Below are 26,252 nucleotides of genomic sequence, written 5' to 3' on the forward strand. Positions count from 1 at the left end.
AATTATTATGATTATAACAGAAATCCAGCATTTTTCCTCAAAAATCGTTCGATTTCAGGCAGATTTTAAAAGCACGGTGGAATTTATCTGTGCACTGGAATTTACTTTTTCAAGTCAGCTGATTTTATCTTGCCGTCACTTTGCTTTTCCGTTGCTTCCTACGACCATGATCTTCTGCATGACGTATTTCTTAACTTCTTCGCGTCCTGCTGCGTTGTATTTCTTTGGATCAAAGACATCTGGATCTTCTGCCATCACTGCTTTGACACCTTTGGAGAAAGCGATTCGAAGGTCCGTCGCATAGTTCACTTTGCAGATGCCTCGTTTTACGCACTCTTTTACAGTTTCATCCGGCACACCGGAGGTTCCGTGGAGTACCAGCGGGATATCTACGACCTTGCGGATCTCGCTGAGTCTGTCCAGATCCAGTTTGGGCTCCCCTTTGTAAACGCCGTGTGCGGTTCCGATTGCAACAGCAAGAGAATCCACGCCGGTTCTTTTTACAAATTCTGCTGCTTCCTGCGGATTTGTGTAAGGATCTCCCTCACCGCCGTCCAGGTCATCTTCCTTGCCGCCAACTTTGCCAAGTTCTGCTTCTACCGGAACGCCGCCCGGATGGCAGGCATCTGCGACTGCTTTGGAAACTTTGATGTTGTCTTCATACGTTTCGTGGGAACCGTCGATCATGATGGAAGTATATCCGGTTCTGTAAGCACGCATGGCAAGTTCAAAACTGCTGCCGTGATCCAGATGCATCACGACCGGAACAGAAGCCATATCGGCTGCCACTTTGGCATTTGCATAGAAATATGCCAGGTCTGCGTATTTCACGGTAGACGGAGTCGTCTGCATGATGACCGGAGAGTTCAGCTCTTCTGCGGCAGCTACGACTGCCTGTACCATTTCCATATTTTCTACATTAAATGCACCTACAGCGTATCCGTTTTTCTGTGCATCCAGTAATAATTCCTTTGTTGTAACAAGACTCATTTCCATGTCCTCCTGTAATCGTAATTCTTCAATTTGTTGTAAATTTTCAGCTCTATGTCTAAAATCCCGGCATCATAATTTTTCAATGCTTACCCTGTCAAAAAGATCCTCACACTGCTCATACTCAAACTTCCCTGTATTTGGGGATACTGCATTTGCAGTAGCAACAGAAATGGCATACTTCAACGCTCTTCCTGCCGTATACCCGCGTTCAAACGCTACCGCAAAAGCTCCCAGCATGGAGTCGCCGCATCCAACTGCATTGACCGCTTCCACTTTCGGCGGTTTTCCTTTAAAAACACCTTCCTCGCATACCAGAAGTGCACCGTCTTTTCCAAGCGAGATCACAACATTGTCCACTCCCATTTCGTGGATCTTCTTTGCACAGGCAATGACTTCTTTGAGAGAAGTGATCTTTGTGTCAAAAAGCTGCTCGATCTCATCCTGGTTTGGCTTCACCAGATTCGGTCCTGCTGTGATGCCATTCTTAAGTGTATCGCCGCTGGAATCCAGAAGAACTGTTTTTCCCATGGCTTTGGCGATCGTGATCATCCTTCCATAGATATCTTTCTTTAGTCCCCTGGGAATACTTCCGGAAATGGTGACTACAGCACTGTCGCGGATGATCTCCGGGAATTTTTTCATAAAATCCTGTTCTTCTTCCGGTGCCACTTCAAAGCCTGGCTCCAGATATTCTGTAGATCCATAACCCTCATCCAGAATGTTGATGCAGCTTCGTGTCTCCCCCTTAACGTGCCCGAACTGATGTGGGATCTCATCCTTGTCCAGCAGGGATTCCAGATATTGTCCATTAAACCCGCCAACAAGCCCTGTCGCCTGTACGTCTGCTCCACAGATGGAAGCCGCCCTTGCTACGTTTAATCCCTTTCCACCAGCCGTCGTGCGGCATTCCTGCACCCGCATGACGGTTCCATTTTCGATAACATGATTCATGAAATAGGCTTTGTCCAGTGCCGCATTCATTGTTACTGTTGTGATCATAACTTTCTCCTTGTCTGCTATGTCGTTTGTCGTGTCCATTTACTGTCTCTCACAGCAACATCCGATTTACTGTTCACTGTCGATCAGGATCTTTCCTTTCACAAATCCAGGTGTCTTGTACATTTCAAATGCATCTGCGATCTGACTTAACGGAAGCTTCTTAAAGATGAAGGACTCGTCGAATTTCAGCTCACCTGTCTTGAAGTAATGTGCGACAAGTTTCCACTCTTCTCCCGGGAACGGTGCGCTGTAAGACATCCAGGAACCTGTCAGATTGAATTCCTTACGGTTCATGTTTTCCCATTCCTTGACGGTGAAGGTCAGGTCTTTTGTCGGAGTTCCTACGAAGCAGACATTTGCTTTATTCGCCGCAAGTTCGAATGCCATACGCATAGTGATGGTATTTCCTGCTGTCTCAAATACATAATCGAAGCCCTGTCCTTCGGTCAGTTCCTTTGCTCTGTCCATAAAACCTTCTTCCAGCGTGTTGATCCCTGCTGTTGCTCCAAGGCGTTTGCCAAGTTCCAGACGTTCGTTATTGATATCAAATACAACAACTTCTCTTGCACCAAAGATCTTTGCCCACTGCATCACGAACATTCCGATCGTACCGCCGCCCAGGATTGCTACGGTCTTGCCACCGTTCCATGGCACACGTTTCAGTCCGTGAAGAGCTACGGTTGCCGGTTCGAAGAACGCACCCTGTTCGAAAGATACTTCGTCTTCAAACGGAACCGCATTCTGCTCCGGAACTACAACGTATTCTGCAAAACTTCCAAATTCTCTGGAACCAATGAAACTGTAATGTTTGCAGAGAGAATAGTTTCCTTTCTGGCAGTCCGGGCATTTCATGCATGGTACCAGCGGCACACCTGCAACTCTGCTGCCTGGACGGATCTTTGTCACACCTTCGCCGACTGCTTCCACAGTTCCGGAAAACTCATGTCCGAGAACATTCGGGAAAAAGTGGCAGGCATCTCCGTTTACTCTCGGTACATCGGAACCGCAGATCCCTGTATATTTTACTTTGATCAGCACCTGTCCCTTTTTCGGGACTGATTTCTCTATTTCTTCAAATCTGATGTCTTCTCTTGCGTGTACAACTCCTGCTTTCATGTTACTGTCCTCCATTTATGTTTGTGCTGGCAGATTTTTATCACCCGCCCGGTTAATTATAGCTGCATTTTATTCTGCGTTTTTCTTCATGAGATCCTTCAGATTCTCATACAGCGCCAGATACGTCTCATAATTTTTTCCATATACGTTATCGTTTGCATGATTCGGTTCATACCTTCTGGTGATCTGCACGGTCTGTGCAACGGCATCTTCAAAATTCTCATACATTCCGACGCCTACACCTGCCAGGATCGCCGCACCAAGGGTAGTCGCTGTATCAGAAAACGGTACGACAAGCGGTTTTCCGGTGATATCACTCTTGATCTGCATCCAAAGTGCGGAGTTTGCCGAACCGCCGACTGCGCGAAGTTCTTTGACATAAGCGCCTGCCTGTTCTGCAACATCCAGGTTATGTTTCAGGGAATATGCCACACCTTCCATACAGGAACGGATCATATGTCCCTTGGTCTTGGAAAAATCAAGCCCATAAAAAACGCCTTTTGCATTTGGATCCCAGATCGGGGAACGCTCACCTGCCATGTATGGGAGAAATACCAGTCCGTCGCTTCCTGCCGGAACCTGTTCTGCCTCTTCATTGTACTGATGAAGGGAAGTTTTTCCTTTTTCTACTGCAACAACTCTCTCATAATCGCCAAATTCATGTTCCAGCCATCTCATGACTCCGCCGCCTCCAACGGTTCCGCCCTGGAGAAGCCACTGATCCGGAACGACATGATATCCAAGGATCAGACGTGGATCTGCCGCATATTCGTCGATGCAGATGCTCATGCCGCCCGCCTGGCCGCCCTGCTCCTGTGTCTCTCCCGGATGGATGACACCCGCTCCAAGAGTTCCACATGCTGCATCCAGCCCACCTGCTGCTACTGGTGTTCCAACTTTCAGTCCTGTCTGCTCTGCCGCTTTTTCTGTTACCGTTCCGATGATCTGGTGACATGCAACCACTTCCGGAAGAAAGCCTGCCGGTATGCCAAGTGCCTCGCACATTTCATAGTCCCATTTTCCGGTCCGCATATTGAAGCAGTGCAGTCCGTATCCCATGCTGACATCCTGTGTGATCGCACCGGTCAGACGATATCCGATAAAACTGTTGGACTGAAGGATCTTGTATGTTTTTGCATAAACTTCCGGCATATTTTCTTTGTACCAGAGGATCTTGGCTGTGGTATAGGACGGCTGGAGCATGTTTCCACAGAGTTCGAATATCTTTTCGCCGCCCACTTCTGCATTCACTCTGTCGCAGATGCTCTGTGCTCTGGTATCCATCCAGATCGGTGTGTTTGTAAGTACTTTTCCTTCTTCATCGATTGCAATGGCGGACCAGCTCTGTCCGTCAATGCCGATTCCTGCGATATCATCCGGTGAAACGCCGCTGGAACTGATCACTGTCCAGATAGCCTTGCACACAGCCTCCCACCATTCATCCGGGTTCTGCTCTGCCCAGCCCGGATGCGGGTAATACACCGGATAACCTTCTGAAACTGCCGCTTCTACTTTGCCGTCTTTTCCAAATAATGCAACTTTACATGCACTTGTTCCTATATCAATCCCCAATAAATACTGTTTCGTCATGAGCTTTTTCTCCTTCTCTGGTCATAGATCCTTTTTTCTGTTTCTTTACGGAATATACGGTGAATGCGAGGCAGGCTGCGTAGATTGCTGCGATCACTGCCGCACCGCTTAAATTTTCTTTTACAAATAACTGTGTAAATACATAGGTGATCGGGCTTCCTCCCTGATCCAGTGCTGCAACTCTGCCGCCGCCCTGAAGGGATCCTGTTACTTCTGCAAGTTTTGTCATCCACGGAATTGTCTGGTTGGAGATCCAGATAGTCATATACATGATGGCACTTCCGGAAAACAGGGTACGGAAAAGATTTCCTTTGTGAACAGCTACTGCTACGGATGTGAAGAATCCGATGGTTGCAAGGTCTCCGAATGGAAGAACTTCATTTCCAGGTACAAGGACTGCGAGGATCAGTGTCAGCGGGATAAAAAGGAGTCCTGCTGTGATAACCTGAGAATCTCTCAGAAGGATCGCCGGGTCCAGTCCGATATAAAACTCTGCGTTGTCAAATTTCTTTGTCAGGATTTCTTTTGCTCTCTCAGAAAGTGGTACGAGCCCGTCCGTAATACAGGACACTACTTTTGGCATCAGTACCATGATCGCTGCCATGTTTACTCCAAGTGGAAGTGCATCTTTTGGTGTGTAACCTGCGAGGAAACCTACGGCTGTTCCAAGGATTCCACCGATGATGATCGGCTCTCCAAATACACCGATCTTTTTCTGAAGTGAATCTGCTGTGATGCTGATCTTGCGGATTCCAGGAATCTTGTCCAGGATCGCATCGATCACACAGGCGATCACACCCATGCAGGAACCGCCGCCGTGAGGAACGGTCAGTCCGTCAAGTCCGAAATAATCCTGCATCAGAGGTGCCCACAGATCTCCCATTTTGTAAACGATCGCTGCGTGTACGACTACTCCGAGGATTCCAACTCCAAAGTTTCCTGTTACTGTGTAAGCGATGGCTCCTGTAAAAGCCATGTGCCAGATGTTCCATACGTCGATGTTCACGGTCTTTGTAAGCTTTGTGAGAAGCATGACCACGTTTACCAGGATTGCCACCGGAATGGCGATCGTTGAGATACTGGAAGCCCAGGTCATCGGGGATGCTCCCGGCCATCCGATATCAACTACGTTCAATGTCAGTCCAAATCTTTCTGACATCGCCTGTGCTGCAGGTCCCAACTGGTCGCTCATCATATTGATGAGAAGCGAAAGTCCTACAAAACCTACACCGATCATCAATCCGGAATGGATTGCTTTTCCTACTTTAATTCCCATACAGATACTGATGATCGCGATCACGATTGGAAGCATTACGGAAGCTCCCATATCGATCACATACTGAATTCCATTTAACATCATTGTCAGCATTCTTTTTTCCTCCTTTAAATTTTCATCTGCATTATCTTCAGTTCTTTGTTGCTCTTTTCTGTCTCGTTACGTTCCTGTCTTTCTGTCTTCTTGTTCTGACATTTTCTTTTTGCTTTTACGGCCGTTTGTTTTGTGTTCCTTTTGATGATTCTATGCTAACACGATGGTTATGTGAAAAACAGTCAAAGGTCTTTCCCCTTTTTTTGCAAAAAAATAGAATGGTTGAAAGCCTTTCCAGAATTTTGGAAAATTTTTCAACCATTCTTTGTATTCATATTTTAATAGAAAATGTGCTTTCTTCTACAGCTCCTCATCTTCGCCCCGGGCTTTTTCTGCTCTGGAATATTTCACCGACACTGCCAGGCAGACGATATAAATCCCGCTTATGATCAGCAGCCCTGCAAGATTATCACGCTGAAACAGCTCCACAAAAATATACGTGATCGGGCTTCCTCCCTGATCCATCGCGGCTGCCAGTCCGTCTCCGCTCAGCGCACCTGTACTTTTTGCAAGTGCTGTCACCCATGGGATCGTCTGGTTCGTGATCCACAAAGTCATCGTCATGATCAGGCTTCCTGAGATCAGTGTGCGGAAAAGATTTCCCCTATGTACCGCAACAGCGATCGCAATAAAGAAACTGATCGTTGCCAGATCACCGAATGGAAGCACCTGATTTCCCGGAAGGATCATTGCGATCAGAAGCGTGATCGGGATAAAAAGAAGCCCCGCCGTCACTACCTGTGAATCTCCGAGCAGAACTGCCGGGTCCAACCCGATATAAAACTCTCCGTTTCCGAACCGCTTCGAAAGGATTTTCTTAGCACGCTCTGACAATGGAAGCAGTCCTTCCATGATACATTTTACGATCTGCGGCATCAGCACCATCACGGCAGACATCTGGATTCCCAGCATAAAAGCATCGTCCGGACGGTCGCCTGCGAGGAGTCCGATTGCCGTTCCCATAATTCCGCCAATAACGATCGGCTCTGCAAGCACACCTGCTTTTTCCTGAAGCTGATCGATTGAAAAATTGATATCGCGGATTCCGGGGATTTTTTCGATGATCCAGTCCGTCAGACACGCCACCGGTGCCATATAGGATGCCGTGCCATGCGGCACCGTAAGCCCCGTCAGTTCAAAATATCCTCCTATAAAAGGAGCCCACAGATCTCCCAGTTTATAAACGATCGCGGCATGAAAAGCCACTCCCAGAATGCCGATCCAGAGCTTTCCTGTCACCGTATATGCCAGTGCCCCGGTAAACGTCATATGCCAGATGTTCCAGAGATCGATATTGACCGTTCTGGTAAGTTTCATTCCAAGCATGACGATGTTCACCAGGATTGCCAGCGGTATCGCAATCGCCGAAAGCCAGGATGCCCACGCCATCGGAGATGCCCCCTGCCATCCAAGATCGACCACCCGGAGATTCAAGCCAAAACGTTCCGACATTTTTGCCGCCGCTGTCCCAAGCTGACTGTTCATCATCTCCACGATCAGGTTGATCCCGACAAATCCGGCACCGATCATCAGACCGGAGCGAATCGCTTTGCCTGGTTTTACCCCAAAACACAGACTCAGGAAAACAACCGTCAACGGAAGGAGAGATGAAGCCCCCATATTGTTGATGACATCTACTGCCTTCTCCAGTAAATTCACCTTGTTTAAACCTCCCTGCATCAAATGATATCTTTGGATTCTGCCATATTTATGCCAAAATCCTCCACGTACTATTGCCTGTAAGCCATCCAGTCACTGCTTCAATACTTCCAGGATCTTTGCTTCTGTCGCTTCCTCTCCGATTCCGGAAATAAAAGCCATTCCATTCACATAAGGAATTCCATAATCCCGCTTGATCCTGGATGTTGTGACGATCAGATCGGTTCCTTCCAGATTTGATTCAATCTCCGAAATACGAATCTGGCAGATTTCCACATCAATCCCGTTTTTTTTGCATAATTCCACAATTTTATTCGCCGCTATAGTGGAAGTTGCCACTGCCCCACCACATGCCGCGATCACTTTTTTCTTTAACATGTTTTTTCTCTTTTCTGTATCGCTGTCCGAACTTCTTCTTTGTTCTTTGCTGCCAACAGTCCCTTAAGGATCTGTTCATCCTTAATCATATCCAGGATCTGCAGCAGGCGGTCGATGTGTTTATCTTTTCCTGCAACCGTGAACATGATCACAATCTTCACCGGAATCTGATAATCCTCTTCTCCCATTGCATCAAAAACGATCGGCTCATCCAGCACTGCAATCGAGATTCCTTCCTTTTTGACATGTTCCGCATCTGTGTGCGGGATTGCAACTCCGATCCCGTCCACGTCCAAGCCTGTCGGATAGTCTTTTTCCCGCTCCAGGAGTGCCTCTGTAAACCCTTCTTCCCCGTATCCTTCCTGAATCATGGCATCTCCCATGATCTGCAGCACTTCTTTGTTGTCGGCTGCTTTCAGCTTCAGAAAGATTAATGTATCTTTTAACTCTTTCCAGATCATTTTATCCCTGCTTTCTGTTCTTTTGTTCATGAACATTCTATATGTATCTCTGCACCCTGCTCTCTAATTCTGTGCAGTATTCAGTTTTTATCTGTCTTCACTTCATACTGCTGGATTACTTCTGCTGCCTCTTCTGCTGTCTGACATTCCCGAAGTGCCTGCAAAAATCCCGGTTCTTTCAGCATATTTACCAGATTAAAAAATGCCCTGAGATGTGTCTTGTGATCCGTGGCACTCATACAGCACACAAACTCTACCGGATCATATTCTTCTGCATCGAAGTTGACTGGTCTGCTCAGACGGATCAGATTCAGCCCGGTCTTATATACACCTTTGTCAATGCCTTCATGTGGAAGGGCAAAACCTTTCGTCAGTACGATATATGGCCCGTTTTCTTCGATGTTATGGATCATCGCATCCATGTAAGTTTCTTCGATATATCCAAGCTCCAGAAGCTTCCGGGCGGATTTTCGGACTGCCTGCTGCCAGTTTTCGCATTCTATATCAAGCTGGATATGAGATGCCGGAAGCAGCTGACTCAATGCCGGGGAATATCCTTCTGCTACCACAGGATCTGTCTGGAAAAAATCTGCGACCTTTTTGCCGATTTCTGTCATCAGTGCACCAGCTTCATCCGGCACTTTGTCATAAAGGATCGTACCAATCGCATTCAGCAGAGTTTCAGGTGTTTTGGCTTCTGTTTCCGGTGTATCTGTAAAAACTTCCCGCGCACGAAGCTGGTCGACTTTGTTTCCGATCTCTATGTAGTCTTCATCTCCCAGAAGCGGTGATACGACAATATTTTCAATCTCACAGTGTTTCAACGGCACGGTAGAGATCACGAGATCTGCCTGACCCGCTTTGAGATTTCCTGCCTCATGTGAGGAAACAATATCTGTGATCCGGAAGTTAAAATGTTTTTTCAGTCGTTCCAGAAGAAGCTGTGAAGTTCCGATCCCGGCATGGCAGGCTACAATCACGCGAAAGGAAATCTCCTGATTTTTCTTTCTCTCGATCGCGGCACAGAGATGGACAACAATATAGCCTGTCTCTGCCTCTGTCAGTTTCCGTCCGGCGTAGCTTTCAATCATCGGAAGATTTTTCTGTACTGCCTCAAGGATCCGCGGATTTTCCTCTACTACGCTATCGATCACAGGATTTCTGTCATTGAGCGGAGCTGCAAGTGCAAACGTGGATTCCAGATGTTTGGAAAGATTTTCAAAGAAATCATAGTCCTGTGTCAGGAGGATTTCTGTGGTCTGAGAGATTTTTTCGATGAACTGTCGTGTCAGCATCTGGATCTTTACAGAATCCGGATCCGAATGTTTCTGTTTCATATATCTTCCGAAAGTCAGAAGTTCGCTTAAAAACTGAATCTCGTCTTCGTTGATCTCCAGCGCACAGTACTGACCGACGTATTTCAGGATATCCTCTGCCATCGTGTGCTTGCTGTTGTCTTTCCGATGACGCGGTTCCATGTAGCAGCCCTGTGCCATACGTTTCGCCATGATTCCAAGATAAATCTGGATCTTGCGGAAAGAAGAATCACTCAGAAAACATTCGTGTGCATGTTCCTGCTCATAGAGAATCTTGCCAAGAAGAGCACTGCGTTCTTCATCGACGGCGATCTGCTTTTGTACAACATCTTCTCTGGCTGCATCCGGGCTATAGTTGACCAGACTCAGGAGAAAAACCCGCCGGTCGCTCTCAGTTCCCTCCACGCTCAGTCCCTTATTTGGATGGGAACGGACTTCCAGGTTGCCGGTATGGATATATGCCTTGATCTCGTCGAGATCGTTGATCACTGTCGCACGGCTGACTGCCATGTGGTCTGCGATCTCTGAAAGCGTGATATAACCCTGTGCTGTCACCAGAAGGACCGAGGCAATCTTTTTACGTTCTTCTTTGGATAGTTTGTAATCGTAGAAATCTTTTTCATCGAGACTTTCCAGAATCTCTGCAAAATCACTTTCCCGCAGGACTTTGCCGCCTCTTCCTAATTTCAGATTTGCAAGTCCCTGTCCGATCAGAAGATCGTTGATCGCATTCAGATCATTTCGGACGCTTCGCTGGGAAATCCGGAATTCCTCTGCCAGTTCTGTGAGGCTTATTTCCTGTTCTGTTTTGCTCAGTTTCCGGATTATGGAAACAATTCTTTTGTTCATACAATATTCTTCCTGTAATTCTTTATTTACATGGATTTTTTCTATGGACATCAATTATCTGCCACTTTATCCTGCTTCAAATTGCTGATTCATTTGATAACTATCTGTAACTTTCTATGTATGCCAGGATCTGCTCCGGATCATCCATGAATGCACAGAGTTCCATGTTGGAATCATCCATAAATTTCTCGTCTGCGGTATGCTGAAGAAGTGCCTTCATTCCATCATAGTATCCGTTGATATTGTAAAGGACGATCGGACGGTCCAGCCTGCGCAGGCTTTTGAGTGTCAGAATCTCAAAAAACTCTTCGTAAGTTCCGATCCCGCCTGGTGTTACGATCGTTGCGTCTGAACGTTCTTCGAGAAGTTTTTTGCGCTCACGCATGGTTTCTGTAAAAATGAATTCGCTGCAATTCTCATAGAGAACTCCCGGCTTATCGAAGAAACGTGGAGCAATGCCAAGAATATAACCACCTTCGGAATCGACGCCTCTGGCTGCTGCTCCCATCATTCCGGTCGCTCCACCGCCAAACACAAGGCCATGTCCCCGCTTTGCCATCATTTTGCCAAGTTCTTCTGTTTTATCATAATAGATCTGCTCCAGTTCTGCACTGGAAGCTCCATAAATGCATATGTTCATAATTTACTCCAATCCCGCGAAAAATAACTCGTAAAAATCGTCCTCACCTTCCAGCATCGGAGAATTTTCCCCGCCGCCATTGGTGCTTCTGCGCATGGTGGCATAAAATTCTTCTCCGGCGGTGATGAGGTCCATATCGTAAATCTCATATCCCAGTTCCCTGCATTTCCGACAGAATGCACTGAGCGGCTGTGCATCCTTACGTGTTTCCAGAAGCTCTGCCCGAAGTTTTTCATCACGGCGTGCTTTGCTTTTTAATTCATCTAACATTTCTGTAATTCCCATGCTGTTCCCTCCTGTATAAGCAAGCGGATATTCGCAATCCGCTTTGCTACTTGCTCATAACTAAATAATTGCTCCGCATTGATTTTGTTAAATACTCACGACTTCTTCCGCAATAAATGCGAAATGCAGACATACACCCGCGTATATGTCTGCACTTCTTTCTTAATTCTGTGGTGTTGTCTGAATATAAGATACCACATCTTCCTTATATAATTCAAGAAGAGTATTCTTTTTTGCGCTGACTGCAAAGCCATGAATCTTCAGTCCGTTTTTCTGCACATAATCAATCATATCCTGATATCTGTTCGGGGAATCCGTTGTCTGTCCCATCATGGAAAGGATATTATCATGATCCTGAATGTAGGAGAGCATGCTGATAAAGTGCGTCTGCATGGTTTTTTCATCATTTGCTTCTACCCGATCGTACGAATCTGAATTATCCAGAAGAGACAGGTATGGATATGTTTCTCTGTCCCAGCTGATGCTCATTCCGGATGGCAGGGGACAGAAACCAATGTTTGGTTCTACGAGATAACCATCTTCGTCTTCTGTATGGACCGCACACCAGAGAGCTCCCCATTCCAGTTCTTTCTGATCGGACAGATTCTGAAACCACTCAATAAAATCTTTGTAATCCATGATGTCATTTATAGAAACATAGGCAAGATACCAGTCGTTGTCATTGTATTCTGCGATTTCCTCTTTGGAATACTGAATACTTTCCTGTTTACGAGCCTCCGTGTCCATTTTTGTTTCTTTGCCGTTTTCGTCAACTTCCCACGCCACCCATGCATCCTCGTCTCCCGGAAGGTAGAACTGCATGATCGGACGACTCAGGATATTATTATCATAGAGAGTAAGTTTTCCCCTCACCAGACGTCCGCTGACAGAAGTAGATTTTCCGGTCCAGCTGGTGGTTTGCGGAATGACGATATCGTATTCACCGTAACCCCTCGATACTGCATTGACCTGATCCCGGTGATTTCCAGGCAGAAACAGCTCCGAATAAACGGACAGATCCAGTTCCATCCTGGTCGTGATCATTTCTTCGTATTTTCCTGCAACTTCATTAGGGTCATAATAAAATTTGGATACAGCTTTTGGAAGGATAAAAACTGCACACAGAACAACTGCGAGGACTGCGGCTCCTACTGCCAGTCCCATTTTGATAAAGGCTCTGCGGATAGAACGCTGGATTTCTTTTATGAATTGCCTGTTAAGCTCATCCTCCTGACCATTTTGTGAGTCTTCGGCAGACTTACTTTTTTCTATGATCTGATTCTTCGCTTGTTTTTCTACGCTGTCCCCTATCTTACTGTCCTGTCGTTCCGACATCGAATTTTCGCCTTTTAAATCATTGAAATAGTCCTGCTCTCCCTCCAGATCTGAAAAATCTGGTATCGTACCTTCTTCATAAAGAAATTCACTGATTGCATCCTGTTTCTCGATTTCCGCTTCTATCTGTTTCTTTGCGCTGTCTTCCAGTTTACCCTGCTTATATAATTTCAGTAATTCACGATATGTCATTGCATTTCCTCCTCTCTGTTTAATCAGATTCTGCTTACATACGCTGCACTGTTTTTACGCTTTTCACTTATCTTGCTATTCCGTTTTTAACTCTGTCAAATCCTTTTTCAGCTCTTTTTTTGCCCTGTATGCCAGTACACGCACATTCTCCGGCGTGATATGTAAAACCGCCGCGATCTCTTTTTGAGACATTCCGCCAAAATACTGCATTTGAATAATTTCCCGTTTCTTTATCTCCAGTCTGCGGATTGCCTGGTAAAGCATCCGCCAGTTTTCTTCCTCGATAATTTTTTCAAGCAGATCTTCGTCCGTTTTTTTCTCAGGAAAATACTCCTGTCCTTCCAGCAGAATCTCCCGGGATTTCTTTTTCTGTTGATTATAAAACAAATTTCTCGCCACCATATAAAGCCATGCCCGCATGTTCGTATGCCCCTCCGGCAATGCCAGCAGTGCTTTGAGAAATGTCTCATGCAGCAGATCTTCCGCCAGATGTCTGTCCCCGCAGAGGGAATACAGATACAGGTAAAGTTCTTTCTGATAAAGACTGTAAAGCTTTAATAAGATTTCATTATCCACATCTGTTTTCCCCCTTCCCTGATTTTTTCTCTTTCACCAATATAACATCTGAATGCGGAAAATGTTACAAAAAAATCTGTATATATCCTCATTCCATTTACGGCATTCCATTTACGAATTGTATTTTTCTTTACATCTTTTTGTGACTGTTATAAAATTATTATAATATTTTTGTGCCGCGGTGGAAGGCGGCGGAATGGAGAGTTTTATGTCCGATTATTTTATAACACAAATCGCCGCATCAGATAAGCGCGGCAACCGTCTGGTGGATGAACTGCTTACGGCAGAGGGAATCCGCAGAGACGGAAATCTGGATTATACCTGCGGGATGTATGATGATGAAATGAACCTGATCGCAACGGGAAGCTGTTTTGGAAATACGCTTCGGTGTATGGCGGTCAGTCATGAGCATCAGGGTGAGGGGCTGATGAATTCGATCGTCAGTCATCTGATCGAGCTGCAGTTTTCCAGAGGAAATACGCATCTGTTTCTTTATACGAAATGTGATTCTGCCAGATTTTTCGGAGATCTTGGCTTTTATGAGATTGCCCGGATCAATGGACAGATTGTCTTTATGGAAAATAAGCGTACCGGTTTTTCCGGTTATCTGAATACTCTGGAAAAACAGAAAGAAGATGCACCACGGGTGGCTGCTCTTGTGATGAACGCCAATCCTTTTACCCTCGGTCATCAGTATCTGGTAGAAAAAGCTGCTGCCGAAAATGATATTCTTCATTTGTTTATTGTCAGCGAAGATGCCAGTCTGGTTCCTTTTGCGGTACGTAAGAAGTTGGTCATGGAAGGGACTGCTCATCTTACAAATATCCGTTATCATGACAGCGGCCCGTACATCATCAGCAATGCGACTTTTCCAAGTTATTTCCAGAAAGACGAAAAGGCAGTGATCGAAAGCCATGCCATGCTGGATCTGACTGTTTTTACCAGGATCGCAGCTGCACTTGGAATCAATCGGCGTTATGTTGGAGAGGAACCGACAAGTCTTGTTACTGGCATCTACAATCAGATCATGTCTGAGAAACTGCCGGAGAACGGAATTGAATGTGTGATCGTCCCACGTAAAGAAAATAACGGAAAAGCGATCAGTGCGTCCACGGTACGTCAGGCTTTGAAGGAAGAAAACTGGGAACTTCTTGAGGAGCTTGTTCCAGAAACTACACTGAACTATTTCCGCAGTCCGGAGGCACAGCCGGTACTTGAACGGATTCGCGAGTGTGAAAATGTAATACATTATTAATTCTTCAGGCAGACCGACGATTTCATTTCATAAACAATATTCCAAATGTCTATGCTCCTGATTTGGGTCCGACATTTCTGAAAATATACAAATCAGGCACCTGTTTATTACTACTCATCACTTATAAAAACAGGATTTTTAACAGCTGGGATAGATTTTAACTGAACACAACTATTTTACTTACTGAAGGGAATTTTAAGATATGCAAGGTCAGGAAGTTACTATCACCGATATGATGTTCTGCCGTGACAGGCGCGTGCAGATTCAGAATGAATTTATAGAAAAATATCAGAAGCCTGTAATTTCTTTTTGTATGAATATTCCAGGTCCGATCAAGACGACGCCTCTGATCCGGAAAGGATTCGAAGCAGGAAAAGATGTTTTATTGCATGATCTTTCCGCAGCAGATATGGAAGTTCTTGAGTCTCGTGTTTTCCATGATATTACAGGAGATGAGATGCTGCTCTGTGTTGACGCTTCTGCAGAAAAAATCAAAGATCTCACCCAACAGATTGAGGAGTCCCATCCTTATGGACGTTTATTTGATATGGATGTAATTGGAACAGATGGACATAAACTTTCCCGTCCATCGTACCGCAAGTGCCTGATCTGCGACTGTCAGGCACAGGAATGTGCACGGTCAAGGAAACATACGATTGCGGAGATGCAGGATAGGATTGAGGAAATCCTGGGAACTTCCCATGCGCCCGTCAATTTATATTGACATTTTTTAGCAGAGGAATTTCTCTGGGGACTTTTGTTTATATTGGGATATAAGAAAACCGTCAAGGGACTTGGCCAGTCCCCTGACAACCCCTGGGCTAAATGTCTGACGGAAATTTTGTCTTATGTGGAGCCCTTTGAAAAATTCTCCTGGTGTTTCAGGCCGGAAGACTTTCGTATGAATGGGATTCAGGCTTGCACTGATGCTCCCTGAGTCTTTGTTTTCTTAATTTATAGATTTTACAAAATAAAAATAACAGGAGTCTTCTCTCTCGTATGGAGAAGATATCCTGTTATTTTATCATACTACTAGCCCGTCGACGCCACGCCTTCGGCGTGCTCGCGGGAACTACACCTATTACCAACTCAAGTTGCCGCGCCTTTCGCGCCAGCGAAACAGCCTCGACAGTTAGCATCAACACTGTTCTGTCTTGATGAACCAGGCGTGGCCAAAAAGGGTGTGTCTGAGGGGGACATTCGGCTTTCGCAACTGTAAGATAGTCCCCCTCAGGGTCTTCAGTTGTCAAACTGGCGGGCCGCTGGGTAGTTCCCAGCAAATGTAACTTCGAGTGTCCTCCCAGCGCAGAAGTTTCTCTAGTTTACAAACAAACGGACAATTGGGCCGTTCCCATTACTCTTCAGCTGCTTCCTCAGGTGCTACAGTTTCCGGAACGGCTCCGTTGTGTACAGCCACAACAGTCAGTACAACAGCTTCCGGATCATCTTTGATGTCGATATCTGCATCTTTTGCAAGGCTCAGGTCTTTGACACGGATGGTGTCACCGACTTTAAGTCCGGCTACATCTACTTCTACTTTGTCAACCAGTGCGGATGGATAAGCTCTGTAGTTTACCTCTTCCATGTTCTCCTGAAGAACACCTTCTGCTACTTTGTCGTGGTTTACGATTACGATCTCAGCAACGGAATGTACTTTTTCATTGCTTACCAGTGCCTGGAAATCAATCTCATCTACTCTGCCTGCCAGTGGATTGAAGTCAACCTCTTTAATCAGTGCATCGTATGTCTGACCATCTACATCCAGCATAACCTGGCTTCCTTTGTGGTCAGTCTTTAACAGTTTGTCAACCTCGGTCTTCAGCATTTTTACTGGGATGGAACCTTCGATCTCACGACCAAATACATTACCTGTAACGTATCCTTCTCTTCTCAGTCTTTTTGCCTTAACGTCCATGCTTCTTTTTTCAGCTTTTAAAGTATTCATTTGTCTTTTCCTCCAAAAATCTGATGCTTAGCAGCCTTCAACTTTGTTTTGTGAAAGGAGGTTTTGTTAAGTTCTGTTTACTTTTTACGGTTAGAAGTATAGCACTGAGTGCCAAAACAGATTAACCAAATATTATTTTATTTAGCTCTTATTTTTGTTAATATTTTAAAATTGTATACATAATATAAAATTCTCTGACTTTTTCACCCGACACATAAAAAAGAGTGTAAATCTCAGAAACTCAATACAGGATTTACACTCTCTATCATCAGTTACTTATATCAGTTATCTTTTCTTTTTGCCTCTGCAATGACTTCATTTACAAGTTCCAGTGCTTTTTCCTGGTTATCGCCCTCAAGTAATGCCTTGATCGACAAAAGTACTGTTAAAAGTTCCAACCTTGTCATTTCTTCACCTTCTCCCATAATTTCACCACCTTTTCAGATTATTTTTTTATGATATAATCATTATAGTGGTTTGCCAGAAAAGTGTAAACCCTGTATTGAATTTTTGAGATTTTGGATGAGGTAACAAAAAATGTATCATGACTTGACCGAGGGGAAAATTTCCCGCTCGCTGCTGCTGTTTGCACTGCCGATGATGGCCGGCAATCTTCTGCAGCAGTTCTATAATATTGCGGATACGCTGATCGTCGGGCGTGTGCTCGGAAGCAATGCGCTGGCGGCGGTGGGATCTGCTTATACTCTGATGACTTTTCTGACTTCTATCTTTCTTGGACTCAGCATGGGATCGGGAGCTCTTTTTTCTATTTATAGGGGAAAAAACGACCAGGATTCTCTGTGCAGTGCAATCGTACATGCTTTTGTGCTGATCATGGCTGTCACTGTGCTTCTGAATGTCCTGGTGTACATAGGAATTGATCCGATCCTGCATTTCCTGCGGGTGCCGGACGAGGTATGGGATGGCATGAAGGCTTATCTGCTTGTGATATTTGCAGGTATCATTGCCACCTCGCTGTATAATTACTTTTCCTGTCTGCTCCGTGCTCTTGGAAACTCCACGATCCCACTGGTATTTCTTGCCATCTCTGCTGTCCTGAATATCGGACTTGACCTTTTGTTCGTGGCTGTGCTCCCATGGGGTATCCGTGGGGCAGCACTGGCGACAGTCATCGCTCAGTATGTTTCAGGCATCGGCATTACGCTCTATGTATTGCTGAAATGCCGTGATCTGCTGCCTTCCAGAGAGAATCTGCGATTCAACCACCAGATCCTTGGTGAAATTGGAAATCTGTCTTCTATGACATGCATCCAGCAGTCTGTCATGAACTTTGGTATTCTGATGGTGCAGGGACTGGTAAACAGCTTCGGACCGGTCATTATGGCTGCTTTTGCCGCCGCTGTCAAGATTGATACGTTTGCTTATCTTCCGGTGCAGGATTTCGGTAATGCATATTCTACCTTTATCGCCCAGAACTACGGTGCTGGCAAAAAAGATCGAATCCGCAAGGGAACGAAAGAATCGTTCCTGATCAGTTTTCTTTTCTGTATTGTAATCTCAGCGGTAGTATGTATTTTTGCCGCACCGCTGATGCGGATCTTTGTCAGTGCAAAAGAAACTGCAGTTATTGCTTCCGGTGTACGTTATCTCCGGGTCGAGGGAGCTTTTTACTGCGGAATCGGCTGTCTGTTTTTGCTGTATGGTTACTATCGTGCAGTCAAGAAACCGGTCATGTCCGTCGTCCTGACCGTCATATCACTCGGAACCCGTGTAGCTCTGGCGTATATCCTTTCCGCATATATTGGAGAAACCGGCATCTGGATGGCGATTCCGATCGGATGGGTGCTTGCCGATGTTACCGGACTCGCTTATATGAAATTTCATGAAAAATAGACACCTCTGACAACTCCATGCAGGTACAAAAACAAAAGAGTGTAGTTCCCGTTAAACCAACTACAGGGCTACACTCTTTTCTTAGTTACATCGTCATTCTTATTTCACTTCACAATGTCAGATCTTCCACATTTACTCCCATAGAAGAAAGTCTGGCAATCATTCCTTTAATCTGATACTCCAGTTCCGGGATGTCCGCTCCATTGCTGGATTTCTTAATACGCTGCAAATCCATAAACCAACTGATATACATTGTTTTTAACTCCTGATCTGGCATATCATTACCCTCCATACTTCCACCGCCTTTCAGCACATATCGTTCTTATACATTTTCATTATAGGTGATTTAAACACACATGTAAACCCCGTATTCCGTTTTCAAAGTGCTAAATCATTGGAAATTTCGCTCGACACATTCTCCCTAACTCCAACACACTGCCCTAATACAATCCGCTCCTCATCTCCATGATTCAACAACCAGGGACGAGTGGAGCCAAACTTCTCCTGCCGAATTATATACATAAGACGCGGAAAGAACCCTGCGAGGCTTCTAGGATTTCGAATGCTCTAATTATCACTGCGTTGCTCTGTCTGAGCACCTTCAGGTGCGAGTTTGCAAAAGCAGTGATTAATAGATGAGCAGAGAAATCCAGAAACGCAGCACAGGTTCTGCCAGTGTCTTATGCATATAACAGGCAGGAACGAATTATCTTTCTCTCGTCCCTGCCTGTTATCATACTCTCATCTAATAATACTCATGATCGATCTGTATCACTGCGAAATATTTACTTCCAGGCAGACCATGTATCTGTTCTTTCAGCCAGTTCATGATCTCATTATCTGTAAACGATGTCTTCCTCGGAACCTCCACATCAAAGATCAGATTTGTTCTGGTCGGGCCTTTTACCATTCGGAAATCATGCATACTGAACGATTCATCCAGAAAATGAACCATTTCCTCAACCTTCGCTTTCATTTCCAGAACCTCTTTATCATCGGTTACGATCGGGTCCATATGGATTGTTGCTGAACAATGCAGTTTTTCCTGTAGTTCATGCTCAATATGATCAATCTGTTCATGAATGTCCTGAATATCACCATTTACATCTACTTCCGCATGAAGTGAGATCATTCTTCGTCCCGGCCCATAATCATGAACGATCAGATCATGCATCCCATATACCAGGGAATGCTCCAGAACAATTTCCCTGATTTCATCAATAAATTCTTTTTTCGGCGGCTGTCCGATAAGAAGATCAATGGTCTCCTTCAGTGTAGAACCACCTGTATAAACAATAAACAATCCGACCAGAATACCAAACCAGCCATCCAGAATCAATCCTGTATATTTACTGATCACAGTCGCGATCAGAACAAGTGTCGTTGCCACAGTATCACTCAAACTGTCCACCGAAGTTGCTTTCATCGCTGCACTTTCCAGTTTTTTGCTCAGGGAATGATTGTAAAAAAACATATACAGTTTCACAAGAATCGAAGAGATCAGAATGCCAAATACCAGTGCACTGCTTTCGATTGGTTCCGGGTCTCTCAACTTCCCAAATGATGACCAGATCAGCTCAAATCCCATAACCAGAATTGCCACTGAGACAAGCAGCCCTGAGATATATTCCATCCTTCCATGTCCGAACGGATGCTCCGGGTCCGGTTCCTGTCCGGAAAGTCGAAAACCGATCAGGGTAATGATCGAAGATCCCGCATCCGAAAGGTTATTAAATGCATCTGCCGTAATGGCGATCGAACCACTGATGGTTCCTGCAATCCATTTACCGAGAAACAGCAGAATATTCAACCCGATCCCTACTGCCCCACTCAGGACACCATAAGCCTGCCGCACCTCAGGCTCCTTGTAATTTCTGCTGTCTTTTATAAATAATGATGCTAAAAACGTGATCATACACATACCTCCTGCAGATATTCCTCCAATCATAACACATTCTTCCCGATACATCCATAATTATAAAGAATCTTACTGGAAAATCATTTCTGAAAATGCTATAGTCTTATTGATAACTTTTATACAACTTAAGGAGAAATTATCTGATGAAAAATCTTAAAAATATTGCAATGTTGATTGATGCGGATAATACACAGCTCTCCAAACTGGAAGCTGTCATCCAGGAAATCTCCGCAAACGGTCGCATTGTCGTAAAGCGAGCCTACGGAAACTGGCGCAAAGGTTCACTCAAAAACTGGGAAAATGAACTCAAACGTCTCGCCATCAAAGCTGAACAGCAGTTTGATTACGTCGCCGGTAAAAATGCCACCGACATGGCACTTGTGATCGATACTCTTGATCTGCTCCACAGTGGCATCTACGATGCTTTTGTCATCGTCGCCAGCGACAGTGACTATACCCCTCTGGCAATCAAACTTCATGAATCTGGTGTTTATGTTATGGGAGTAGGCGAAAAGAAAACCCCGGAACCTTTCCGTAATGCCTGCGACGAATTTGTTTATCTTGAAAACCTGAACAAAGATCCTGACAGCCACCCTTCTTCTGTCTCCAAAACTTCCAAAAATCAAAAACGCAATCTCCAGGAAGCCGCAGAAGAACGCCGCAAAGCAAAGGAATTAAGGGAAATCCACAAATTACTGCGTATTGCCTGGGACAAATACCAGGATGATGACAGCTACGTCAACGTCAGCTCTGCCGGTCAGTATATCAAACGTGCAAAACCTGACTTTGATGCCCGTACCTATGGTTATGTCAAGCTTCCTGATCTCATCGAAGCTTTTCCCAAAAGATATGCAATGAAACGCTACCCTGGCAAAGGCACAGTAACGATCATTGCATATAAGTGTATCTGATCTCTATTTTCGTCTGAACAGTCTCTTCACTGCTTTTATCCCTTCATTCAGAATGATCACAGTAAAAGCAGTCAGGAGCATCTTGCCCCACATGCCCACAGACAATGGCACTGTTTCAAATACAGCAGCCCCAAACTGTGTGATGATTCCCTGCAGAATCAAAACCAGAAGGAATACTCCAAGCATCAGTTTGTTTTTCAGAAGGTTCTTAAACATCGGTGTATCGTCCAGCTCACGACAGTTAAATGCATTAAATAACTGGAACAGTACAAACAATGTAAACAGTACGGTTGCTTCTTCCTCCGGTGCTGCACCAAGGAAATTCCTGAAATGCTGTATCATAAAGATTACTGAAATATAAATTCCGTTTACAAAGATACGAAGCAACATTTTCTTTGAAATGATGTTTTCATTCCTTTTTGTCGGTTTGTGTTTCAGAAGATCCGGACGGATCGGTTCCAGACCAAGTGTCAGTGCCGGCGGTCCATCCATGATAATGTTGATCCACAGAAGTTCCAGTGCGGTAAACGGAGCACTGAATCCAGCAAGGATCGAACAGATAACAACCACTACAGAAGATACATTAACGGTCAGCTGGAACTGGATAAAACGTTTGAAGTTCTCATAGATTCCACGTCCCCACTGTACCGCCTTGATGATCGTGGAGAAAGAATCATCAAGAAGTACCATATCACTTGCTTCCTTGGTAACATCTGTTCCTGCAATACCCATGGCAATACCGACATCGGCATGTTTGATCGCCGGTGCATCATTGATTCCGTCACCGGTAACAGCCACGACATTTCCCTGCTCTTTGAGAAGTTTTACAACTCTCATCTTGACAAGAGGGGTACTTCTTGCAATTACCTGAATCTTCTTCAGGGCTTCTTTCAGCTCTTCATCTGTCATCTTTTCAATGTCAGATGCTTCCACTGCAATGTGGTCATCATCCAGCATATGCAGTTCATTGGCAATGGCTCTTGCTGTACGGATATTGTCTCCTGTCAGCATTTTTACTTCGATTCCTGCACTACGGCAGTTTCGAATGGATTCATACACATCCGGACTCAGCGGGTCAGAGATTACAACAAAGCCATCGTAAATCAATCCCTGTTCCACGTCTTCCTGTGCCTCGTCATCGTAAGGACCATCCAGTTCTTTATGTGCAAAAGCAAGCAAACGTCCCGCTTTGCTCTGGAATTCTTCCATCAGGCGGAAGTTCTTTTCTTTTTCTTCTTCAGAAATCCCGGTACAGAGAGAAAGGATTTTCTCCGGATTTCCCTTCACATACAGGATTTCTTTATCGTTTTCACGGACGATCGTGCTCATATCCTTATTCTGAGAAGAGAACGGGAATACACGGACAATGTCTGCTTCATGACGAAGTTTCTGATAATCCACACCGGCTTTTGAGGCAGCCGCGAGCAGAGAACATTCGGTCGGATTTCCGATGAAGGACCAGTTTCCGTCTTCCATGGAAATGTTTGCATTGCTGTTGATGCAGTAGTTTTTAAGAAGAACTTCCTCTTTTAACTGTTCCGGATCAATCAATTCACCCTTCGTATAAATTTTCTGAACAGTCATCTTATTCTCGGTAAGCGTACCGGTTTTGTCAGAACAGATGATATTGACACAGCCAATCGTCTCGCATGCAATCATCTTTTTGACCAGTGCACTCTCTCTGGACATTTTGATGATATTCAGTGCCAGAGAAACTGCCACAATCGTCGGAAGTCCCTCCGGAACAGCCGCTACGATCAGGACGATACTTGTGATAAAAGCATCTGATACCGTATCCAGATTAAGCTGTCCGTTCATTACAAACTGAATGACCTCGATTGCAAAAACGATCGCTGCTGCGGATGCTCCCAGAACTGTGATCTGTTTGCCGAGTTTATCCAGCTTTTCCTGAAGCGGTGTGGTTGTTTTTTCGATAGAAGAAAGCTCCTGTGCGATCTGACCAAACTCAGTATCATTACCAACACCTGTAACCAGCATCTGACCGTTTCCACCGGAAACAAAGCATCCTGAGTACAACATATTTGCACGTTCTGCTACCGGTGTTCCACTCTGACAGACAAATTCGGCATCTTTTTTGACCGGAAGGCTTTCTCCAGTCAGTGCCGATTCATCTACGGAAAGATCATTACCTGCCAGAAGCCGTCCATCCGCAACGATCTTATCACCGGTCTCGATCATGATGATATCACCCACAACGATCTCTTTCTGCGTGATCAGCTGCGGTTCTCCGTTACGAATGACCTTGATCAGTGTATCTTCATTGATTTTATTTAATGCTTCAAATGCTTTTGCACTTTTGCCTTCTGTAATGATCGTGATCACAACAGACAGTGCGATCGCAGCAAAGATACCGACACACTCCAGGAAATTGTATTCTCCACCGGTAAAATATCTTGTGATGTTGACTGCCAGTGTAATGATCGCCGCAAAGATCAGCATGACCAGCATCGGCTCCGTGGATGCATCCCAGATTCTTTTTGCCAGAGATTCGTGACTCTGACGGACAAAAGAGTTTGTGCCATAGGTGCTGCGGGATTTTTCGACCTGCTCCGGATTCAGACCTTTTTCACTGTCTGTACCGGTTTTGGCAAGCAGTTCTTCCCGGGACATCATAAATGCATCTTTCATTTTGTCTCCTCCTGTTTTTATTTGAGTTTTGTGTAGCTTTATAATTCCTTATAACGCAAAAACGAGACTCCATGTACAGCAAACAGAACGTTACCTTTACAGTAACTTTGCCATACATGAGTCTCGTTATTTAAGACAAGCCAGACCAGCGGTCAGGATGTTGACTTGCCACGCTATGCGCCACTACTCCCTCATATAATAGATATATATGATTGATTCTTGTTGATTTAATCATATACAGGTGCGGTTAGTCAAGCATAACATCATTTTTTATCCAATCAGATTCTCAAGATCTTCCTCTACTGTCCCGATTCCGCTGATTCCAAAGTTCTCTACCAGAATCTTTGCAACATTCGGAGAAAGGAATGCCGGCAGAGTCGGTCCCAGGTGAATGTTTTTCACTCCAAGAGAAAGAAGTGCCAGAAGCACGATCACCGCTTTCTGCTCATACCACGCAATGTTGTACACGATCGGAAGTTCATTGATATCATTCAGTTCAAAAACTTCTTTTAACTTCAGCGCGATCACTGCCAGAGAATAAGAATCGTTACACTGTCCTGCATCAAGGACTCGCGGAATTCCACCGATATCTCCCAGATCCAGTTTATTGTATTTGTATTTTGCGCAGCCGGCTGTCAGGATCACCGTATCTTTCGGCAGGCCTTTTGCAAAATCGGTATAATAATTTCTGGATTTTGCACGTCCATCGCATCCTGCCATGACAACAAATTTGCGGATATCCCCGGATTTGACTGCTTCGACAATTTTATCTGCCAGGGCAAGTACCTGCGCATGCGCAAAACCTCCTACAATTTCACCATGCTCAATTTCTTCCGGTGCCTGACATTTCTTCGCCTGTTCAATAATTGCAGAAAAATCTTTTTCCTCCCCGACACCGCCCGGAATATGCACACATCCAGGATAAGAAGCCGCTCCGGTCGTATACATACGGTTTTTGTAGCTGTCCTTTGGCGGAACGATACAGTTTGTCGTCATCAGGATCGGTCCATGAAAACTCTCAAACTCTTCTTTTTGTTTCCACCATGCATTTCCGTAATTTCCGATAAAGTTCGGATATTTTTTGAAGGCCGGATAATAATGTGCCGGAAGCATCTCGGAATGTGTATAAACATCTACGCCAGTTCCCTGTGTCTGCTCAAGAAGCATCTCCAGATCACGAAGATCATGTCCGGAAACAAGGATTCCTGGATTCTTTCCAGCCCCAATATTAACTTTTGTGATCTCCGGATTTCCATACGTATCCGTATTGGCCTTATCCAGAAGTTCCATTACTTTCACGCCATAACTTCCGGTTTCCAGTGTCAGTGCCGTCAGTTCGTCCGCACTCAGAGAATCATCCAGCGTTGCCGCAAGTGCTTTCTGCAAAAATGCATCGATCTCACCATCTGTATGGGCCAGTGCTGCTGCATGTTTCGCATAGGCAGCCAGTCCTTTCAGGCCATACGTAATCAGTTCACGAAGACTTCGGATATCCTTATTCTCTGTGGAAAGGATTCCCACCTGAGAAGCTTTTGCTTCATATTCTGCTTCTGTTCCATTCCAGATTGCAGCTTCCGGAAGATTCTCTGTATCTGTCACTTTCTGAAAAAGTTCTTCTTTTTTCTCTAAGGTATTTTTGATTCGTTCAATAATGGAATCTTTATCAAAATTCGCATTCGTGATTGTTGTAAACAGATTCACGATGATCATCTCATTTACATAATCCTCAATTTCTTTTCCTTCAGAACGAAGTCTTGTGGTCACAGCACTTAATCCTTTTGTCACATAAACAAGCAGATCCTGCATGGCTGCAACATCCGGTTTCTTACCACACACCCCTGATACCGTACATCCACTGCAGCCTGCCGTTTCCTGACACTGAAAGCAAAACATCTTATTTTCTGTATTACCCATGATAAACCCTCCTTATGGTCTTGTATATTTTCTACGCAAATCTAATAT

23 protein-coding genes are annotated in these 26,252 nt (G+C 44.9%); 4 read left to right on the forward strand and 19 right to left on the reverse strand.

The genetic code is table 11. The features are described 5' to 3' along the window. Window positions 1-135 precede the first annotated feature (135 nt). From fba to KQI91_RS06830, 13 genes are all read right to left on the reverse strand, one after another. Complete coding sequence (fba, locus tag KQI91_RS06770; protein WP_216392096.1) at window positions 136-990, reverse strand: class II fructose-1,6-bisphosphate aldolase; 855 nt, start codon at window positions 988-990, stop codon at window positions 136-138. Between the two features lie 72 nt (window positions 991-1,062). Further along, window positions 1,063-2,031, reverse strand: a complete 969-nt coding sequence (gene pfkB, locus KQI91_RS06775) for a 1-phosphofructokinase (RefSeq protein ID WP_330654477.1) — start codon at window positions 2,029-2,031, stop codon at window positions 1,063-1,065. A 27-nt stretch (window positions 2,032-2,058) separates the two neighbouring features. Further along, window positions 2,059-3,108: a galactitol-1-phosphate 5-dehydrogenase gene (locus KQI91_RS06780; protein WP_216392097.1), complete on the reverse strand. Its 1,050-nt coding sequence runs from the start codon at window positions 3,106-3,108 to the stop codon at window positions 2,059-2,061. Between the two features lie 69 nt (window positions 3,109-3,177). After that, window positions 3,178-4,698, reverse strand: a complete 1,521-nt coding sequence (gene xylB / locus KQI91_RS06785) for a xylulokinase (protein WP_216392098.1) — start codon at window positions 4,696-4,698, stop codon at window positions 3,178-3,180. Beyond that, window positions 4,670-6,067 (reverse strand): PTS galactitol transporter subunit IIC, encoded by a 1,398-nt coding sequence (locus KQI91_RS06790; protein WP_253288408.1) that lies wholly within the window; start codon window positions 6,065-6,067, stop codon window positions 4,670-4,672. Before KQI91_RS06790 ends, xylB begins: the two co-directional genes overlap by 29 nt. A 300-nt stretch (window positions 6,068-6,367) precedes the next feature. Next, on the reverse strand, window positions 6,368-7,726 hold the full coding sequence (locus KQI91_RS06795; protein ID WP_330654478.1) for a PTS galactitol transporter subunit IIC: 1,359 nt from the start codon (window positions 7,724-7,726) through the stop codon (window positions 6,368-6,370). 93 nt (window positions 7,727-7,819) lie between these two features. After that, on the reverse strand, window positions 7,820-8,104 hold the full coding sequence (gatB, locus tag KQI91_RS06800; RefSeq protein WP_216392100.1) for a PTS galactitol transporter subunit IIB: 285 nt from the start codon (window positions 8,102-8,104) through the stop codon (window positions 7,820-7,822). Next, window positions 8,098-8,565 (reverse strand): PTS sugar transporter subunit IIA, encoded by a 468-nt coding sequence (locus tag KQI91_RS06805; RefSeq protein WP_216392101.1) that lies wholly within the window; start codon window positions 8,563-8,565, stop codon window positions 8,098-8,100. Before KQI91_RS06805 ends, gatB begins: the two co-directional genes overlap by 7 nt. Window positions 8,566-8,645: 80 nt before the next feature. Further along, on the reverse strand, window positions 8,646-10,730 hold the full coding sequence (locus KQI91_RS06810; RefSeq protein ID WP_216392102.1) for a BglG family transcription antiterminator: 2,085 nt from the start codon (window positions 10,728-10,730) through the stop codon (window positions 8,646-8,648). Between the two features lie 100 nt (window positions 10,731-10,830). Next, window positions 10,831-11,370, reverse strand: coding sequence for a TIGR00730 family Rossman fold protein (locus KQI91_RS06815; protein WP_216392103.1), 540 nt, complete (start codon window positions 11,368-11,370; stop codon window positions 10,831-10,833). A gap of 3 nt (window positions 11,371-11,373) precedes the next feature. Beyond that, window positions 11,374-11,655 carry a hypothetical protein gene (locus KQI91_RS06820; protein ID WP_015542148.1) on the reverse strand — a complete coding sequence of 94 codons (282 nt, stop codon included), beginning with the start codon at window positions 11,653-11,655 and terminating at the stop codon, window positions 11,374-11,376. Window positions 11,656-11,817: 162 nt separating this feature from the next. Continuing rightward, window positions 11,818-13,182 (reverse strand): anti-sigma factor C-terminal domain-containing protein, encoded by a 1,365-nt coding sequence (locus tag KQI91_RS06825; RefSeq protein ID WP_216392104.1) that lies wholly within the window; start codon window positions 13,180-13,182, stop codon window positions 11,818-11,820. Window positions 13,183-13,257: 75 nt separating this feature from the next. Next, on the reverse strand, window positions 13,258-13,758 hold the full coding sequence (locus KQI91_RS06830) for an RNA polymerase sigma factor (RefSeq protein WP_216392105.1): 501 nt from the start codon (window positions 13,756-13,758) through the stop codon (window positions 13,258-13,260). 208 nt (window positions 13,759-13,966) lie between these two features. Between KQI91_RS06830 and citC the strand changes: the two genes are divergently transcribed. Both citC and citX read left to right on the forward strand, forming a co-directional pair. After that, entirely contained in the window at window positions 13,967-15,013 is a 1,047-nt protein-coding gene (gene citC / locus KQI91_RS06835) for a [citrate (pro-3S)-lyase] ligase (protein WP_216392139.1), read from the forward strand. Between the two features lie 202 nt (window positions 15,014-15,215). Further along, entirely contained in the window at window positions 15,216-15,737 is a 522-nt protein-coding gene (gene citX / locus KQI91_RS06840) for a citrate lyase holo-[acyl-carrier protein] synthase (RefSeq protein ID WP_216392106.1), read from the forward strand. Window positions 15,738-16,367: 630 nt separating this feature from the next. On the opposite strand, the gene KQI91_RS06845 is transcribed toward citX, so the two are convergent. Further along, on the reverse strand, window positions 16,368-16,958 hold the full coding sequence (locus KQI91_RS06845) for a 50S ribosomal protein L25 (RefSeq protein ID WP_216392107.1): 591 nt from the start codon (window positions 16,956-16,958) through the stop codon (window positions 16,368-16,370). Window positions 16,959-17,239: 281 nt separating this feature from the next. Continuing rightward, the gene (locus KQI91_RS06850) at window positions 17,240-17,383 is read right to left on the reverse strand and encodes a hypothetical protein (RefSeq protein WP_216392108.1); all 144 of its coding nucleotides are present in this window, start codon (window positions 17,381-17,383) and stop codon (window positions 17,240-17,242) included. Window positions 17,384-17,495: 112 nt separating this feature from the next. Between KQI91_RS06850 and KQI91_RS06855 the strand changes: the two genes are divergently transcribed. Further along, window positions 17,496-18,812 carry an MATE family efflux transporter gene (locus tag KQI91_RS06855; protein WP_216392109.1) on the forward strand — a complete coding sequence of 439 codons (1,317 nt, stop codon included), beginning with the start codon at window positions 17,496-17,498 and terminating at the stop codon, window positions 18,810-18,812. Window positions 18,813-18,921: 109 nt separating this feature from the next. Here the strand turns inward: KQI91_RS06855 and KQI91_RS06860 are convergent, their stop codons facing one another. Beyond that, the gene (locus tag KQI91_RS06860; RefSeq protein WP_253288410.1) at window positions 18,922-19,089 is read right to left on the reverse strand and encodes a hypothetical protein; all 168 of its coding nucleotides are present in this window, start codon (window positions 19,087-19,089) and stop codon (window positions 18,922-18,924) included. A gap of 468 nt (window positions 19,090-19,557) precedes the next feature. Further along, complete coding sequence (locus KQI91_RS06865) at window positions 19,558-20,727, reverse strand: cation diffusion facilitator family transporter (RefSeq protein ID WP_216392111.1); 1,170 nt, start codon at window positions 20,725-20,727, stop codon at window positions 19,558-19,560. Window positions 20,728-20,873: 146 nt separating this feature from the next. Here KQI91_RS06865 and KQI91_RS06870 point away from each other — a divergent pair, with 146 nt between their 5' ends. Then, on the forward strand, window positions 20,874-21,641 hold the full coding sequence (locus KQI91_RS06870; protein WP_216392112.1) for an NYN domain-containing protein: 768 nt from the start codon (window positions 20,874-20,876) through the stop codon (window positions 21,639-21,641). 3 nt (window positions 21,642-21,644) lie between these two features. Here the strand turns inward: KQI91_RS06870 and KQI91_RS06875 are convergent, their stop codons facing one another. Continuing rightward, window positions 21,645-24,290: a calcium-translocating P-type ATPase, PMCA-type gene (locus tag KQI91_RS06875; protein ID WP_216392113.1), complete on the reverse strand. Its 2,646-nt coding sequence runs from the start codon at window positions 24,288-24,290 to the stop codon at window positions 21,645-21,647. Between the two features lie 270 nt (window positions 24,291-24,560). Next, the gene (gene hcp, locus KQI91_RS06880) at window positions 24,561-26,204 is read right to left on the reverse strand and encodes a hydroxylamine reductase (RefSeq protein WP_216392114.1); all 1,644 of its coding nucleotides are present in this window, start codon (window positions 26,202-26,204) and stop codon (window positions 24,561-24,563) included. Window positions 26,205-26,252: the final 48 nt, after the last annotated feature.

The organism is Blautia sp. MSJ-19 (genome assembly GCF_018918125.1).
In the GTDB taxonomy this organism is placed as follows: domain Bacteria; phylum Bacillota; class Clostridia; order Lachnospirales; family Lachnospiraceae; genus Blautia_A.